A 14,669-nucleotide genomic window follows, 5' to 3' on the forward strand; every position below is an offset into this window, starting at 1 on the left:
TGATTATTCGCCTGGCGACGACGAATGGCGGTTTCTACTCTCGCAAGACGTGCCGGAATCCGAAAAACCCCGGCCAGCTTGCGCGGACCGGGGCCGATTCATATTAGGCGGGCGCCTGCACCTGATGCCGATACTTCCGCTATCTCGCACGGGATTTGACGTGCTTCATGCTATCAAGCCCTCAGGCCGAACCATCGACAACGGACTTTGCCGGTTACCCGGGCAGACCATACCGCACCGACAATCGCCGCCGGCTACAGCTTCCCCGGGTTCAGCAGGCTGAGCGGATCGTTGACGGTCTTCCGGGTGCGCATGCGGCCGATCGAGCCGCGTCCGCCGTCCTCGAGCATCCACGTGTGCGGATCGAAGATCGCGACGCCGATCGATCTGAAGTAGGCGATGATCTCGTACAGCCGCTCCTCCGTCGAGAAATAGACGACCGGCAACGCGGTCGGGACGAGCGCGCCGCCGCTCAGCATCCATTCGAAGTGAAAGAGCACCTCGTCGCCGTACTCGGCTTTGATCGCGCGGATTTGTTCCAAGTACCGGTCCGGCGCGAAGCCGGCCTGCAAGTACGTCCAGGAGGGGTCGGCCTTGATCGCCCACAGCGTCGTGTGGTTCCAGGTGAAATCCGATACGCCGATCGTTTTGCGGTATTGGGACGCTTCGATGGTATGGCCGAGCCGGCCGCCGTACGACTCGGCAAGCTTCGCCGCCGTTCCGATCGCATGCTCCGCGATCTCGGTCAGCACCGCGGCCTTGGACGGTTCGAGCGATTTGGCCAGCGGCTTGAAAAACGAGGGCAGCGGCCATTCCATCGGACTCACGAGCCTTTTCGGCACTGCCGACTCCCGCGCCAGCGCCTCGCCGAACCGCACGGCATCCTCGAAGGCATCGAACTGGAACACGCACTGCGCCCATTCCGTCCGCGGCGCGAGCGGGATCGTCACTTCCGTCATGATGCCGGTCGTGCCGTAGTTGTGAATGTAGTCGAACAGTTCATCGCCTTTAATGACAAGCCGCCGCGGCGTTTCTTCCAATGTATAGACGACCGCTTCCAGCACGTTTCCGTCCCATAGATTACCCCACGTTACCGAGCCGATGCCGCCGGAGCCGCCGCTGACGAAGCCGCCCACGGTCGCTTTCACGTACGTGCTCGGATAGATCCGCAGCTCCTGCCCTTGCTCCCTCGCCGTCTTGTCCATGACGCCGAGCCGCACGCCGCTCTGCGCTCGGGCATAGCCGTCGCCGAGTTCGACGATGCGGTCAAGGCCGCTGAGGTCGAGGACGATGCCGCCTTCGAGCGGGATCGCCTGGCCGTAATTGCCCGTCCCGGCGCCGCGGGCCGTAACCGGAACCCGCATGCGGTAGGCGAGCGCCAGCGCGTCGGCCACGTCCTGCTCGGACTTCGGCGCGATGACGGCGTCCGCCTTTTTGTCTTTGAGCCGTTTATCCAACACCGGCGAATACCAATAGTAGTCCTTCGACAGCTTCTCGACGGAGTCGGCGTCGGTCAGCACCATCGTTTCGCCGAGCGATTTCAGCATATCTTCCTTCCAAGCCAGCTTTTCCATCGCGAAATCCCTGCCTTTCCTTGTGGTTGCATCCGAGCCTGCGGAGAATGGGCATGCCGGCAAACTACACCTAGCCGCGCGCTTCCCGCTCCGCGATGACGGGATTAAGGAGCGGCGCGAAGCCGCCCAGCCTGCATTCGGCGACATCCCCCGGCCGCAGCGGGACCGAGCCCGGCGTGCCGGTCATGATCACGTCGCCGGGCCGCAGGGTCATCATGCCGGAGAAATAGGACACGATATACGGAATCGAATAGATCATGCGCGTCACGTCCGAGCGGTAAAGGGTCACGCCGTTCAACGCCGTCTCGATGGTCCACTGCCCGGGAGCTGGACATTCGTCGGGCGTGACGAGATGGGGACCGAAGCTGAAAAAGGTATCGAAGCATTTCGACCGGCCCAGAAACCGCGGATTCCGCGCATGGATATCCTGGGCGGTCATATCGAGCGTCGGCGTGAAGCCGGCAACGACGCCCATCGCGTCGGCTTCGGAGACGTATTTGCAGGTTCGCCCGATGACGATGCCGATCTCCGCCTCCGCCGTGACGCGATGCTCGCCTCTCGGCAGCACGATGGCATCGCCGGGACCGACGAGACTCGTCGTCGGCTTCATGAAGCAGATCGGCTCCCCGTCGGGCGGCGTAACCGCCATCTCCTCCGCCTTCTCCGCATAGTTGGCGCCGATGCCCCAGATTTTCGGCGGATTCCGGAGCAGCGGACCGCATGCGGCATCCGCGAACGCGATCGTTTCAAGCCTCTCCGCCTGCAGCGCGCCGCCTTCGCGGTACCATGCGTTCAAGCCGGCCGTCTCTTCGTTGCCGAGCAAGCCCGCGAGCGTCTCGCTCCAGGCGCTGCCCGTCGCGGCATTCAGCGTTTCCACCAGCACGTAGCCCCCGGCCGTCACGATCGCCGCTTTCTCCAGCCCGTCGGCCTTTATGGATGCCAATTTCATGCTCAGTTTCGCTCCCCGGGAGGTGATTGTTTGATTAAGCCTCGATCCGTTTCCGGTCGAGATCCGAAAGCTTGAACGTGCACAGCTCCTTCAGCGCTTTCGCGAGAATGCCGGCGACCCGCTCCATGATGATGACGCCTTTCTCCGCCGTCGCGACGGTCGCGTCTCCGGCGATGCCGCTTGCCGAGATGTCCGCCATCCGCCAAGCGAAGCGGATCTTGCCCTCGAGCGTCAAAAATTCGTAGCCGGCCATCTCGGGCACTTCCTTGACTGCGAATCGATCCTGCACCCAATCCGGCTTGATCGCCTTCACGATCGACGTCTCGTAATCGCCGCCGTGGATGCCGTATTCCAGCTCTTCCGGCGCGACGACGTCCTCGGCCCCGCCGAGACTGCTCGGGCTGAGGTAAAACACCGTCATCCCGCTGCGGATCCGGATCTCCCGCGCGACCATGTTGAGCAGATCCGTATTGCCGCCGTGCGTATTGAACAGCAGCAGACGGTCGAAGCCGCTGAGCTTCAGGCTCTCGGCGATGTCGAGAATGACGCCCTGCAAGGTCGCGGCCGAGAGCGAGATCGTGCCGGGCAAGCCGAGATGCTCGTTGCTCTTGCCGTACGGAACCGGGGGCAGCAGCCACACCTGCGCGTCCGGATCGAGCTTCTCCATGGCGGCGGTCAACGTCGCCTCTCCGATCAACGTGTCCGTCAGCACCGGCAGATGCGCGCCGTGCTGCTCCACCGCGCCGATGGGCAGGATGACGAGCGCGTCGTCCTTCGGCAGCTCCTTTACCTGTTTGCTCGTCAATCTCGGCAGGAAGCGCTGCTCCCATGCCGTTCCTTCGTATCGCAAGAACATCGTCCTCACCCTTATCCGTTTAGTTGTGCGCGGCCTTCGCCGGTCGCGCCCTTCGATGCGTGCGCCGGCATCCGGCCGCGCTGTCCGGCAGCCGCTTGCGCCAGACGGTTCACCCAGCGAAGCAGCGGGATGTCCATGCCCGCGCCGGCAATGAACGATACGCCTACCGGGACGCCGTCGACCTCGCCAGCCGGCACCGTGACCTGCGGGAAACCGCTCAGGCCGGCAATGCAGGACATCTGCATCGTCCGCGTCCGAATGCGTTCCAGCGCTTCGCCCGACGTCCCGATCTTCGGCGCGGTGCTCGGAATCGTCGGGATGACGAGCAGGCGGTCGCCGCCGAGCATCCCGTCCAGGGCTGCCCGGATGCGGAGGCGATTGTCGAGCTGACGGTCATAATCGCCGCGGCTCAGCGTCGCCGACCATGCGAAGCGCTCCGCGATGCCCGGCCCGAACCGGGGATTCTCGCGCGTAATCCACGCGCCGTGCTCCCGCCATATCTCGAAGCCCTGGATCGCCCGGAACGTCCCGAACCAGGACGCCAAGCCTTCCGGCGCCGCGATCACCCATTCGGGTCGTTCTTCGGCCGCGCCGGCGTCCGTCAGCCAGGACAGAATCTGCGTCCGGCATGCCTCGTCGGTTAGATCCCACACGTCTTCCGCGAACAGCAGACGAGCGAAGCCGCCTTCCCCCGCCGCCGCATCCGCCTGCCCCAGCAGCGCCAGCCCCGCGTCCAGCAGGGTCCGGCTGTCGCTCGACATCCATCCGACCGTATCGAAGCTTGCCGAAAGCGGGATGACGCCTTCCATCGGAACGGCGCCGTGCGTCGGACGGATGCCGTATAAGCCGCAATAGACGGACGGGATCCGGATCGAGCCGCCGGTATCTGTGCCGAGCCCGAAGTCGGCCGTGCCCGAGGCGGCCGCGACGGCCGAGCCGCTCGACGACCCGCCCGGGATCCGGTCCCGCGCGCGCGGGTTGACCGGCGTGCCGAAGTGGTGGTTCTCGCCGTTCAAGCTGAACATCAGCTCGTCGGTATGCGTGATGCCCTTCAAGCGGGCGCCCTGCCGAAGCAGCAGGTCGACGGCGGCGGCGTTCGCGCCGGACGGTCCGTGCGTGCGGTGCCAGTCGGGATTGCCGGCGGTATTCGTCCAGCCCGCAAGCCCGAACACGTCCTTGACCGCGAACGAGAGGCCCTGCAGCACGCCCGAGCCGGCCGGATCGATCCTAAACTCCTCATTCACGTAAGCATGCCATTGATCGGCCATGCGCAACTCCTCCATCCGTCCGTTGGTTCAGCAAGCTAGCGCGGCTGCAATAGTCCGTCCAACACCGCCATGTCGGCCTCGTCGAGCGAAGCGGCGGGACCGGATTTGATCAGATCGGAGAATTTCTCGTCCGGGACCATCGTCGTCAGCACGTACAGGCGGCCGCGGCCCGTATTCCGCACCTCGTGGTTGTTCCCCGGCGGCACGATGAAGAACGAGCCCTGACGGATCGGCAGCTCCGACTCGCCGACGACCGCGGCGCCCTCTCCGGCGAGCACGTAGAAATACTCGACCGCTGCCGCGTGCTCGTTGGGCGGCGTCTTGCCTCCTTCGTCGAAAATTTCCACCACCGAGACGAACGGCGCCTGCGTGCCGTCGCACAGCAGCACGAATTTATTGGAATCCTTCGGAGAAATTTTATGAACCGGACAATCCGCGTAATGGCCGGCTATCAATCCCGGTATGCTCATCGTTGTTCCACCTTCCCTTATCGGACTTCGACGGCGGTTGCCAGTTCGGCCGATTCCGCCACGAAGCCGTAGCATTGCTTGATATTGTAAATCGCGCCTTCGGCGCAGTAGGCCGGCGAGCTCGTCGCGCAGCAATCCGCCATCAGGATGACGTCGTAGCCGAGACAGCCCGCGTCCTGGAGCGTATGCATGACGCATTGGTCCAGATTAACCCCCGCGAAGAGCAGCGTGCGTATGTCCATGTTCCTCAAAATGCCGTCGAGCGGCGTATCCCAAAATCCGCTCATCCGGTACTTGTCGACGCGGATATCGCCCGGCTCCGGCACGAGACCGTCCACGAGCGCGGCGCCCCAGCTGTCCTTCTCCAGGACGCGGGAGCCGTTCCCCGGAAGCGGATCGCCGATGCCGACGCCCGTCCCGTCCGGATTGTATACATGCAGCACCGACGGAGGCAGATTCAGCCGGTCCGGCCGGTTGCCCCAATTGAGCCACACGACCGGCACGTCCGCCGCGCGCAGCGCCGGCAATAGCCGGTTCAGCGGCTCGACGGGGGCGAGCAGCGGCGCCGTATCGACGCCGATGGAAGCCAGCCAGCCGCCCGGGGAGCAGAAGTCGTTCTGCATGTCGACGACGACGATCGCCGTCCGGCCAAGATCGAGCGTCAACCGCTGCGGCTGCGCCGCGAACGTGATGGCGGAGGAGGCTTCTGCCTCTCCTTCCGCCGACGAGGCTCCCGCCCGTGCACTTGCATGCGCGACCCGTTCTCCCGCGCCGCGCAGATCCACATGCTCCCGGGACACGCGCCATGCCCGTTTGCGATTGCCTAGACGATGCATCGGCATCCCTCTTTTCTGCTCTTGGATTTGTTGAATCACAATGATTTGGCGAGGTGACCGGAGGTCGGTATGGAGCATGATTGTTTTAGCCGAAGTGACCGGAGGTCGGCAGGAGTCGGAAAAGCGTCAGCGTTCGCCTTTGTAGTCGGATTTCTACCTATAATCACTTCCATAATCAAAGAAATCGGAACCTACAACAGCGATTGTAGACCCTGCCGACCGCAGGTCATGCTCTTCTGCTTAGTGCTTCAATTGGTGAGACACATGACGCACGTACTCGCCGAACTCCGGCGACGACCGGAAATCGTGGTCGCGCGGGTAGGGCGCCGGAATATCGATGACGTCGGAGATCTTGCCCGGCCGCGGCGTCATGACGACGACCCGGGTCGAGAGAAACACCGCTTCGAACACGTTATGCGTAATGAACAGCACGCTCATGGATTTATCCTGCCGCCATATCTTCAGCAGCTCGTCTTGCAGCGTTTGGCGCGTAATCTCGTCGAGCGCGCCGAACGGTTCGTCCATGAGCAGCAGCTTCGGTCTCGAGATGAGCGCCCGCGCGATGGAGACGCGCATCTTCATGCCGCCGGACAGCTCGCGGGGCAGCACCTTCAAGTAATCCTTCAGGCCGACCAGCTCCAGCACGCGCTCGCCTTCCGCGATCCGTTCCTTCTTGGGCACGCCCCTCAGCTTCAAGGGCAGCGTGACGTTGTCGATCAGCTTCGACCAAGGCAGCAGCGTATGCTCCTGGAACACGAAGGCGATCTCGCTTTGCCTGCGCGCTTCCTTCGGCGTCGTGCCCAAGACGTCGAGCGTGCCGCTCGTCTGGCCGGTCAAGCCCGCGATCATATTGAAAATCGTCGACTTGCCGCAGCCGGACGGGCCGACGAAGCAGAGAAATTCGCCTTCGCCCGCCGACAGGTTGGCGTGCTGCACGGCAACCGTTCCGTTCGGATACGTCTTGCCGACGTCCTGCAGCCGGATCAGCGTATCCGTCGTCCGGTTCACGGCAGGGGCTGCCGCTCCGGCGGAGGTTAAGATCGTGGATAGAAAACTCATGTCGGTTGTCCCCTTTACGCGTTATTTGCCTGCCCGAAACCCGTTGTTCCTCAACGCTTCCGCCACTTGCGCCACCCGCAGGCCGAGCCGGCCCGCCATGACGAGCTCCCGTTCGTCCGGCGCGTTCGAGCTGTCCGGCCCCGCCAGCGTCGAAGCGCCGTACGGCGAGCAGCCGATGGCATCCGCCGTCAGGTACTCCGGATTCTCCGAATACGGCAGTCCGACCATGATCATGCCGAAATGGAACAACGGCACCATCGACGTGAGCAGATTCGCTTCGTGCCCGGTATGGATCGAGCCCGCGCTCGTGATGAGCCCGGCCGGCTTGCCTTCGAGGCTGCCGTCCGCGCACAGCTCGCTTGCGAACTCGAGGAACAGCTTCACCTGCGCGGGCATGGAACCGAAGTAGGTCGGAAACCCCCACACGATGCCGTCCGCCCAGCGCAGGTCGTCGTTCGTCGCGAACGGAATCGGCAATTGCGCTTCCTTGGAGGCTTCATACTTGGCGAAGCGTCCCACCGTCCGGAACTTGCCGGACAGCGCGCTTTCCTCCTGCTTCTTCCGTTTATCGAGATAAGGCGTGCGGTTGTTCTCCGACTCCAGCTCGGGAATCCGGACGACCCGCGCCTCGCAGCCCGCCAGTTTCCCGGCGCCGCGCGCGGCGGCAAGCGCCATCTCGTACACGTGGCCGTATGCGCTGTAGTAGACGACCAGTAATTTCGTCATCGCCGCGGCTCCTTCGTCTACGCCCTGGCGGCGGCCGCCGGCGTGCCGAACGCCAGCTTATCGGCCGCCGCCGCCCACTTGCGGTCCAGCTCGGGAAGCTGGAACCCGGTCCGCTTGGCCGGCAGCTTCAGCCAGCCGCCGCCGCGGAAGACCCAGCGCCGCTCCGGTACCATCGTGAACAGCTCCTCCGGCGTGGAGCCGTCGAAGATCACGAAATCCGCGTCATGGCCAAGCTCTACGCCGTAGCCCTGGAGACCGAGAATCGTCGCCGGAATCTCGGTGATCATGCGCAGGATCGTGCGCAGATCGGCCGGTCTTCCCATGTGGGCGGCGTATGCCGTGATGAGGCCGATCTGCAGCAGGTCGCCGCGCCCGAACGGATGGAACGGGTCGTGGATGTTGTCCGATGCCGTCGCCAGCGTGATGCCGGCGGCAAGCAGGTCCTTCACCCGCGTGACGCCGCGCCTGACCGGGAAGCTGTCGCGCCGTCCTTGCAAATACAGATTGGCGCCGGGCAGCGTCACCGCGTGCAGCTCGGCGGCCGCCATTTGCTCGATCAGCGTGCCCGCGTCCATGTCGTTCATCGCCGCCAGCGAGCAGAGATGGTCGACCGTCACGCGGCCGGACCACCCGTAATCGATCGTCCGTTTGGCGATATGGCTGACCGTTCGCTTCGCCGGATCGTCGCTTTCGTCGGTGTGGAAGTCGAGCGGCATGTCGTACTTCTCCGCGAACTTGAACAGCTGATCGATGTCGGCTTCCGCCGTCGCCGACATATGGGCGGCGGTGCCCACGCCCGTGACGCCCATGCGCAGCGTCTCTTCCAGAATGTCCAGATGTCCTTCGGCGAACCGGAACATCGGCGCAAGCGGGAACAGCTCCAGCTTCACGTACGGCTTCAGCTCCGCCTGCGCCTCCAGCGCCGCTTCGATCGTCCGCAGCGCAACGTCCGCGCCCCAGCGGACATGGTAATCGAGATGCGTGCGGATCGCGGTCGTTCCGAAGGAAGCCGCCTGCAGGGCGGAGCGGATGATCCGCGCCTTGATCTCCTCCTTGGAGAAGGCGGGCACGGCGTTGGAATAGTTGCTCACCGCCTCCTCCAGCGTCCCCGACACGTTGCCGACCTGCGGCAGGCAAAACGATTTGTCGAGGTGCATATGGGCGTCGACGAGACCGGGCAGCAGCACCTTGCCGCCGAGATCGACGACGCTTCCGTTCGCCGGACTGCCGGACAATTCGTCGATCGGCAAGGCGTCCGGCACGGCCGCGACCGCCGGCTGCGGCGCGATTTCCGTCCAGATCCCGTCCCGGACCGTAAGCGTATAGAGATGAGCCTCGTCCCGAAGCGGCAAACTCGCGTTGATCAGCTTCCATTCGTTCGTCATTCGCCAATGGCCCCTTTCGTAATCGGCTCGCCTGGAGCGTCGGCACGGCATCCGCTGATCGCGCGGGCCGCCCGCCGCCGCCGGCAGCCGGTCAATCGATTGTCAATCGGTCATCGCTCGCCCGCGACCGGAAGCTCGATCCAGGACTCCATGCCCGGCCGGCTCTTCACCGCCACGACGGCGATCGTCAGATCGCATTCTTCCGCCCGGTGCGCGCCGTGCATCGGAATGCCGTTGGGATGGCGCATGAGCGTCGGGAACGCGCTGCCCGTCAGCTCCAGGCGAAGCGCCGAGCCGGGAAGGAACGTCGCCGCGAACGGCCGCATGACGATCCGCGCTTGATGCCAGCCGCCGTCGCCGCTTTGGCCGATCTCCGTCCGTCCGACGGACAGGAACCGTGCGCTTCCGCCCGGCTGCAGCATCGTCAGGATCGCGACGAGATCCGTCGGCCCCTCCATCGATTGCGCGACGACGTTCACGACCGGCGCGCCCAGCACGCCGAAGCCCGTTTCGAACGGATCCCCCGTGTAGACCAGAATTTCCGTCCGGTCCTGAGTCGCGCTGCGGTCCGTCGGCGCGTAGCCGGCCAGCGGCATCGGCAGCCTGGCATCGTAGACGAACACGTCCGGCGCGGCCTCGGCGTCCAATTCCGCGCGCGTTTCCGTCAGCCTCGCCCCGCCCAGCGCGCCGTTGGCCGGCTTCGCCGATCCGCTCAGCAGCCATTTGCGGCCGCCGGCATGCTCGGGATACCGATCCGCCGGCTTCCACGCCTTCGCGTCGAGATCGAAATACCGGACGGCCGGCTCCTCGTACAAGCCGTTGTCCCGCTTGTTCTTCAGCCAATAATCGAACCACCGCGCCTGCTTCCGGTGCATGTCGCCGTCCGCTTCCGGCCCGTGGTCGATGCCCCCGGCCTTGCGTCCCCACGGAATGTGGATCCAGGGACCGATCTCCAGGCGGTGAAACAGTTCCGGCGAACGCCGCGGCGACGTTTCCTGCAGCGCCAGGTACGATTGGACCGTCCCGTCGAGCAGAAAGTCGTACCAGCCGCCGATATGGAAGGCCGGAATCGGCTTCTCGACGAAGGCGGGAAGCCAATTCAGCGACTGCCAGTACTCGTCGTACTCCGGGTGGTCGACCCAATCGAAGTACGCCGGACAATAGCGCGCGAGAATCGGATGGCGGTCGTTCAAAGGCAGCTGGCGCAGCATCGCGTCGGGATTGTTCATGATGCGCGTGCAGGCCAGCTCCGCTTCCGTGTCGCCGGCCCGCCTCGCGGAGTCCCGCGCCAGTTGGAACGCCCAGATGAGCATGCCGTTCGAGAAGCTGCCGTACGGGTAAGCCCAGCGGTGAACGTCGCCCGCCGTCATGCTCGGGATGATGGTCGCGAGGGAAGGCGGATGCAGCGAGGCGGCCGCCCATTGGGTAATGCCCTGGTACGAGAAGCCGTACATGCCGACCTTGCCGTTCGAATACGGGAGCTTCGCCGCCCATTCCACCGTGTCGTAGCCGTCCTCGGCTTCGCGTACGAAAGGTATGAACTCTCCCTCGGAGTCGCCTCTGCCCCGCACGTCCTGGACGATGACCATATAACCCTGCGAGGCATACCACACCGGATGCGCGTGGCTGACCGTCGAAGCGATCTTGCGGCCGTAAGGCTGCCGCATGAGAAGCACAGGATAGGAGCCGGACTCCTCCGGCAAATAAATATCCGCGTATAAGTTCACGCCGTCCCGCATCGTGCAGGGGACGTTGCGTTTCATGACCACGTCACCGAATCGCATGGGCGACCTCCTCTGTCTCTGTGATTCGGCGTCTCGTTTACCACCCGATGGCTTGACCGTCGCTGCGCGGATCGGCGCCGCCGAGGCGGAAGCCGTTCCCGTCGATCAAGATCGCATGCGCATGGCCGACGACGCCGTCGAAGGCGTCCACCGTCCGGACGAGATGACCCGCCCGGGCAAGCTCGCCGCGCACGGTCTCCGGCACGCGGCTTTCCACTCGGAGCCCTTGTTCTTCTTCCCCCCACGTCCGCCCCCATACCCACCTTGGCGCGCCGACGGCGGACTGCGGGTCCATGCCGTAATCAACCATGCGGGTAAGCAGCGCGCACTGCGTCTGCGGCTGGCCTTCGCCGCCCTGCGTCCCGTAGAGCAGATAGGGCGCATCGCCGCTGAAGGCCATCGCCGGCATCAGCGTATGGAACGTTCGCTTGCGCGGCTCCAGCGTATTGACGTGGTTCGGGTCGAGCGAGAAGAACGAGCCGCGATTTTGCAGCAATATGCCGGTATCCCCGGCCGTAACCCCCGAGCCGAACTCGAAATACAAGCTTTGGATAAACGAGACCGCGTTGCCCTCCCCGTCCACGACGGCCGCGTACGCGGTGTCGCTCCCGACCGGCTCGGACTTGATGGGGAGCGCCCTCGCCGGATCGATCCGGCGGGCAAGCGCCCGGCAATATTCCCGCGAGATCAGCCGATCGACCGGGATCGCCGAGAAATCGGGATCGGTCAGCACCGCGTCCCGGTCCCGGAACGCCAGCTTGAGCGCTTCGATCTGGAGATGGTAATACGCGAAGGATCCGTGCTCGACGGAGCCGCCTTCGCCGAAGCCGAAGCCCTCGATGATCTGCGGCGCCATGATGCCGGTGAACCCCTGCGAGTTCGGCGGCGCCTGATAAAGCGTCAGCCCTTTGTACGAACCGCGGAGCGGCGTCTCCCACGCTCCCTGATGGTCGGCGAAATCGTCCGCGTTCAGCACGCCGCCGCGATTGGCCAGATAGGCGGCGATCCGCCGGCCGAGCATGCCTTTGTAGAAGCCGTCGCGGCCGAATTGGGCAAGCTGCCGCAGGCTCTGCGCCAGATTGCGCTGCACGAACCGCGAGCCCGTGAGGGGCACCGTCCCTCCCGGCGTATACACGGCGGAGGTTTCCGGCATGACGCTCAACACCGGGTGACGCTGCAGCGTATTGCGATATTGGTCCCGCGACAGCGGGAATCCGCGCTCGGCGTACCCGATGGCCGGCTCCAGCGTCTCCGCGAGCGTCATCGTTCCGTATTCCCGCAGCACCGCGTCCCAGCCGTCGACCATGCCCGGCACGGTGACGACGCTGCGCACGCCGCGCTGCGGGATGGCGGTCAGGCCCGCGTACAAGGCGCGGCTTGCGCGGTAGCCGGACCGGCCGCTTGCGTTGTAAGCCCTGACGGCGCGGTCCGACCGGCTGTGCGTCAGCCAGAACGAATCGCCCCCGAGCCCGGTCATGTGGGGATAGACGACCGCGAGGCAGGCGCTGACCGCAACGGCGGCGTCGAACGCGTTGCCGCCCTGCTGCAGGATGCGCGCGCCCGCGGCGGAAGCCAGGTAGTGCGGGCTGACGACCATGGTTTTCGTGCCGATCACCGGCTGCTGCATCGGCAGTTGCATCGCCCATGCACCTCCCGATCATCGTTAATTTGGTTTGGCTGCCCGCTCGAGCACTTCCGTCTTATAGAGCTGAGGCGTGCGGAGCTGCGGCAGAATTTCCTGCTCGCCGTGTTCTTCGAACAGCTTGAGCAGCATCTCCCGCATGACGATGCCCGGCTTGTCGGCAGGCATATGCGTCTCCAGCCGAAGCTTTAGATCGAGCGGGATGTTCGCCTCGGTCGACTCCAGGATGCGCATATCCTCGTCGACGACGGCGCGGTCGAACGCGATGACCGCCGAAGCCGGCACGTCCGTCTCCTTGTCGTTGCGGAAGACGAACTGGATGAGGATGCACGATTCGTTGTCGATCGGCGTCGCGCAGGTGACGATCGAATGCACGAGCCCCGTCGGGTACGTCATATCCAGCTGCCGGACGAACGGCATGAACCAGGTCGCCCGGACCTTCCGCACCGTCTCGTCGGCATCGACGTCGATGGCCTTGACGGCTTTGTTCAGCTTATTGGTCACGCGCACCTCGTAGCGCATCTCGAAGCCGCGTTCGTTCGGCACGATCTCGAAGTCCGGCGGCACCGGATCCTGGTTGTTGCCGAACGTATTATGGTGCACGAACGCGATATGCGCCGTATCGAACGAGTTCTCCATCAGCCGGAGCGCCGAGCAGCGGATGACCTCGTGGAATTGATGGATCTGCCGGATCTCCGGATCGCCGTAACGGCCGAAATCGGGAATGCCCGCGAGCGGCTCGCCGAGCGCGATCCAGACGTAGCCGTACTTTTCTTCGCAGCGGTACGCCTTGATTTTGTACACCTTCGGCGGGTCCTCCAGCTCGGATTGCGGGAAATAGGTGCATTTGCCGTCGCGGTCGAACGTCCACCCGTGGTACGGACAGACGATGCAGCCGTCACGCGTCACGCCGAGCGACAGCTTCGCCGTGCGGTGGCAGCAGCGATCGACCGCCGCGGCCGGCTTGCCCCGCTCATCCAGCCAGACGACCACCGGCTCGCCGAACATGACGATCGGCTTCGGTCCCTCGCTCAGATCCCCGATCGGCATGACCGGATAAAAGTAATGGCGCAGCACGCGTTGTTCCGCTTGCAGCATAGCGCGACCTCCTCGCATCGCTCGGGCCGATTCCCTCCCGCGGCGCCTGGGCGGCGTCGCCTTGCGGTCGATCAGCCTTCGCGTTTCATTTCGGATTCATGCCACGAGCTGAGCATCCATTTGGCCAGCATGTTCACGAGCAGGAAGAACAGGATGCCGAGCAGCGACGCCGACAGTCCGCAGGCGAACAGATACGGCGTCTTGAGACGTCCCGCGGCATACGTGATCGCATAGCCGAGGCCGCCGTTCCCGCCGCCGATGCCGGCGATGTACTCCCCGACGATGGCGCCGATGACGGAGAGCGTGCAGGAAATTTTCAAGCCCGCCACGATGTAAGGCAGCGCGGCCGGAATGCGCAGGCGCCACATCGTCTGCAGCGGCTTCGCGTTATATAAATAAAATAAATTTCGCAGGTTATGTTCCGTGGAATTGAGACCGATCAGCGTATTGGACAGCATCGGGAAGAATCCGATCAGGAAGGCGATGATGACGATGGCTTGGAAGCCGGCGTCGAACCAGATGACGATCAGCGGCGCGATCGCCACGATCGGAATGGTCTGCATGATAATGGCGTACGGGTACACGCTCTCTTCGATGACTTTCGAGCTGGCCATCAGAATCGCGAACGAGATGCCGAGCACGATACTGAGGAGAAAGCCGAAGACGGATTCGAACGCCGTCGTCGACACCGCCGTCCACAGCTCGTGGCGGTTCTCGATCGCGGCTTTGAGAATATCCGACGGCTTCGGCACGAGGTAGGTCGGCGCATTCAGCAGGAAGCAGATCAGCTGCCAGCCCCCGATAAACACGATGAATGCCGCAAGCGGCGGCGTCAGCTTCTTGACAAAAGCCGCGAGCGAATGGTTTCCTTTGCTCGAGCGGCCTGCCAAAAGCTTGGCAACCCGGCTCGGCCGTTCGCGGGCAGGGTATATTTCGTCGGGCAACATGCGGGTATTCGCGTCTTCCGCTGCCATGGCGATGCTCCTTTCGTTTGAAACCGTGATAAGTTGACGCTCGATCCG

13 protein-coding genes are annotated in these 14,669 nt (G+C 64.3%); all 13 read right to left on the reverse strand.

The features are described from left to right. Nucleotides 1-254 precede the first annotated feature (254 nt). Nucleotides 255-1,574, reverse strand: coding sequence for an FAD-binding oxidoreductase (locus GT019_RS08075; protein WP_161742608.1), 1,320 nt, complete (start codon nucleotides 1,572-1,574; stop codon nucleotides 255-257). 70 nt (nucleotides 1,575-1,644) lie between these two features. After that, nucleotides 1,645-2,523, reverse strand: a complete 879-nt coding sequence (locus GT019_RS08080) for a fumarylacetoacetate hydrolase family protein (RefSeq protein ID WP_161742609.1) — start codon at nucleotides 2,521-2,523, stop codon at nucleotides 1,645-1,647. A gap of 34 nt (nucleotides 2,524-2,557) precedes the next feature. Continuing rightward, nucleotides 2,558-3,379: a creatininase family protein gene (locus GT019_RS08085; protein ID WP_161742610.1), complete on the reverse strand. Its 822-nt coding sequence runs from the start codon at nucleotides 3,377-3,379 to the stop codon at nucleotides 2,558-2,560. Between the two features lie 11 nt (nucleotides 3,380-3,390). Further along, nucleotides 3,391-4,647 (reverse strand): amidase, encoded by a 1,257-nt coding sequence (locus GT019_RS08090; RefSeq protein ID WP_161742611.1) that lies wholly within the window; start codon nucleotides 4,645-4,647, stop codon nucleotides 3,391-3,393. 35 nt (nucleotides 4,648-4,682) lie between these two features. Next, on the reverse strand, nucleotides 4,683-5,117 hold the full coding sequence (locus GT019_RS08095) for a cupin domain-containing protein (RefSeq protein WP_161742612.1): 435 nt from the start codon (nucleotides 5,115-5,117) through the stop codon (nucleotides 4,683-4,685). A gap of 17 nt (nucleotides 5,118-5,134) precedes the next feature. Further along, nucleotides 5,135-5,953 (reverse strand): cysteine hydrolase family protein, encoded by an 819-nt coding sequence (locus GT019_RS08100; RefSeq protein WP_161742613.1) that lies wholly within the window; start codon nucleotides 5,951-5,953, stop codon nucleotides 5,135-5,137. A 240-nt stretch (nucleotides 5,954-6,193) separates the two neighbouring features. Beyond that, nucleotides 6,194-7,012, reverse strand: coding sequence for an ABC transporter ATP-binding protein (locus tag GT019_RS08105; RefSeq protein WP_161742614.1), 819 nt, complete (start codon nucleotides 7,010-7,012; stop codon nucleotides 6,194-6,196). Nucleotides 7,013-7,033: 21 nt separating this feature from the next. Next, entirely contained in the window at nucleotides 7,034-7,738 is a 705-nt protein-coding gene (gene wrbA / locus GT019_RS08110; RefSeq protein ID WP_161742615.1) for an NAD(P)H:quinone oxidoreductase, read from the reverse strand. Nucleotides 7,739-7,755: 17 nt separating this feature from the next. After that, complete coding sequence (locus GT019_RS08115) at nucleotides 7,756-9,123, reverse strand: amidohydrolase family protein (protein ID WP_161742616.1); 1,368 nt, start codon at nucleotides 9,121-9,123, stop codon at nucleotides 7,756-7,758. Between the two features lie 110 nt (nucleotides 9,124-9,233). Continuing rightward, nucleotides 9,234-10,907 carry a CocE/NonD family hydrolase gene (locus tag GT019_RS08120; RefSeq protein ID WP_161742617.1) on the reverse strand — a complete coding sequence of 558 codons (1,674 nt, stop codon included), beginning with the start codon at nucleotides 10,905-10,907 and terminating at the stop codon, nucleotides 9,234-9,236. A gap of 37 nt (nucleotides 10,908-10,944) precedes the next feature. Then, nucleotides 10,945-12,534 (reverse strand): gamma-glutamyltransferase, encoded by a 1,590-nt coding sequence (gene ggt, locus GT019_RS08125; protein ID WP_161742798.1) that lies wholly within the window; start codon nucleotides 12,532-12,534, stop codon nucleotides 10,945-10,947. Between the two features lie 36 nt (nucleotides 12,535-12,570). Beyond that, nucleotides 12,571-13,647 carry an aromatic ring-hydroxylating dioxygenase subunit alpha gene (locus GT019_RS08130; protein ID WP_161742618.1) on the reverse strand — a complete coding sequence of 359 codons (1,077 nt, stop codon included), beginning with the start codon at nucleotides 13,645-13,647 and terminating at the stop codon, nucleotides 12,571-12,573. A gap of 71 nt (nucleotides 13,648-13,718) precedes the next feature. After that, nucleotides 13,719-14,621: an ABC transporter permease gene (locus GT019_RS08135; protein WP_161742619.1), complete on the reverse strand. Its 903-nt coding sequence runs from the start codon at nucleotides 14,619-14,621 to the stop codon at nucleotides 13,719-13,721. Between the last annotated feature and the right edge of the window lie 48 nt (nucleotides 14,622-14,669).

The organism is Paenibacillus glycinis (assembly GCF_009909185.1).
Lineage (GTDB): Bacteria > Bacillota > Bacilli > Paenibacillales > Paenibacillaceae > Paenibacillus_Z > Paenibacillus_Z glycinis.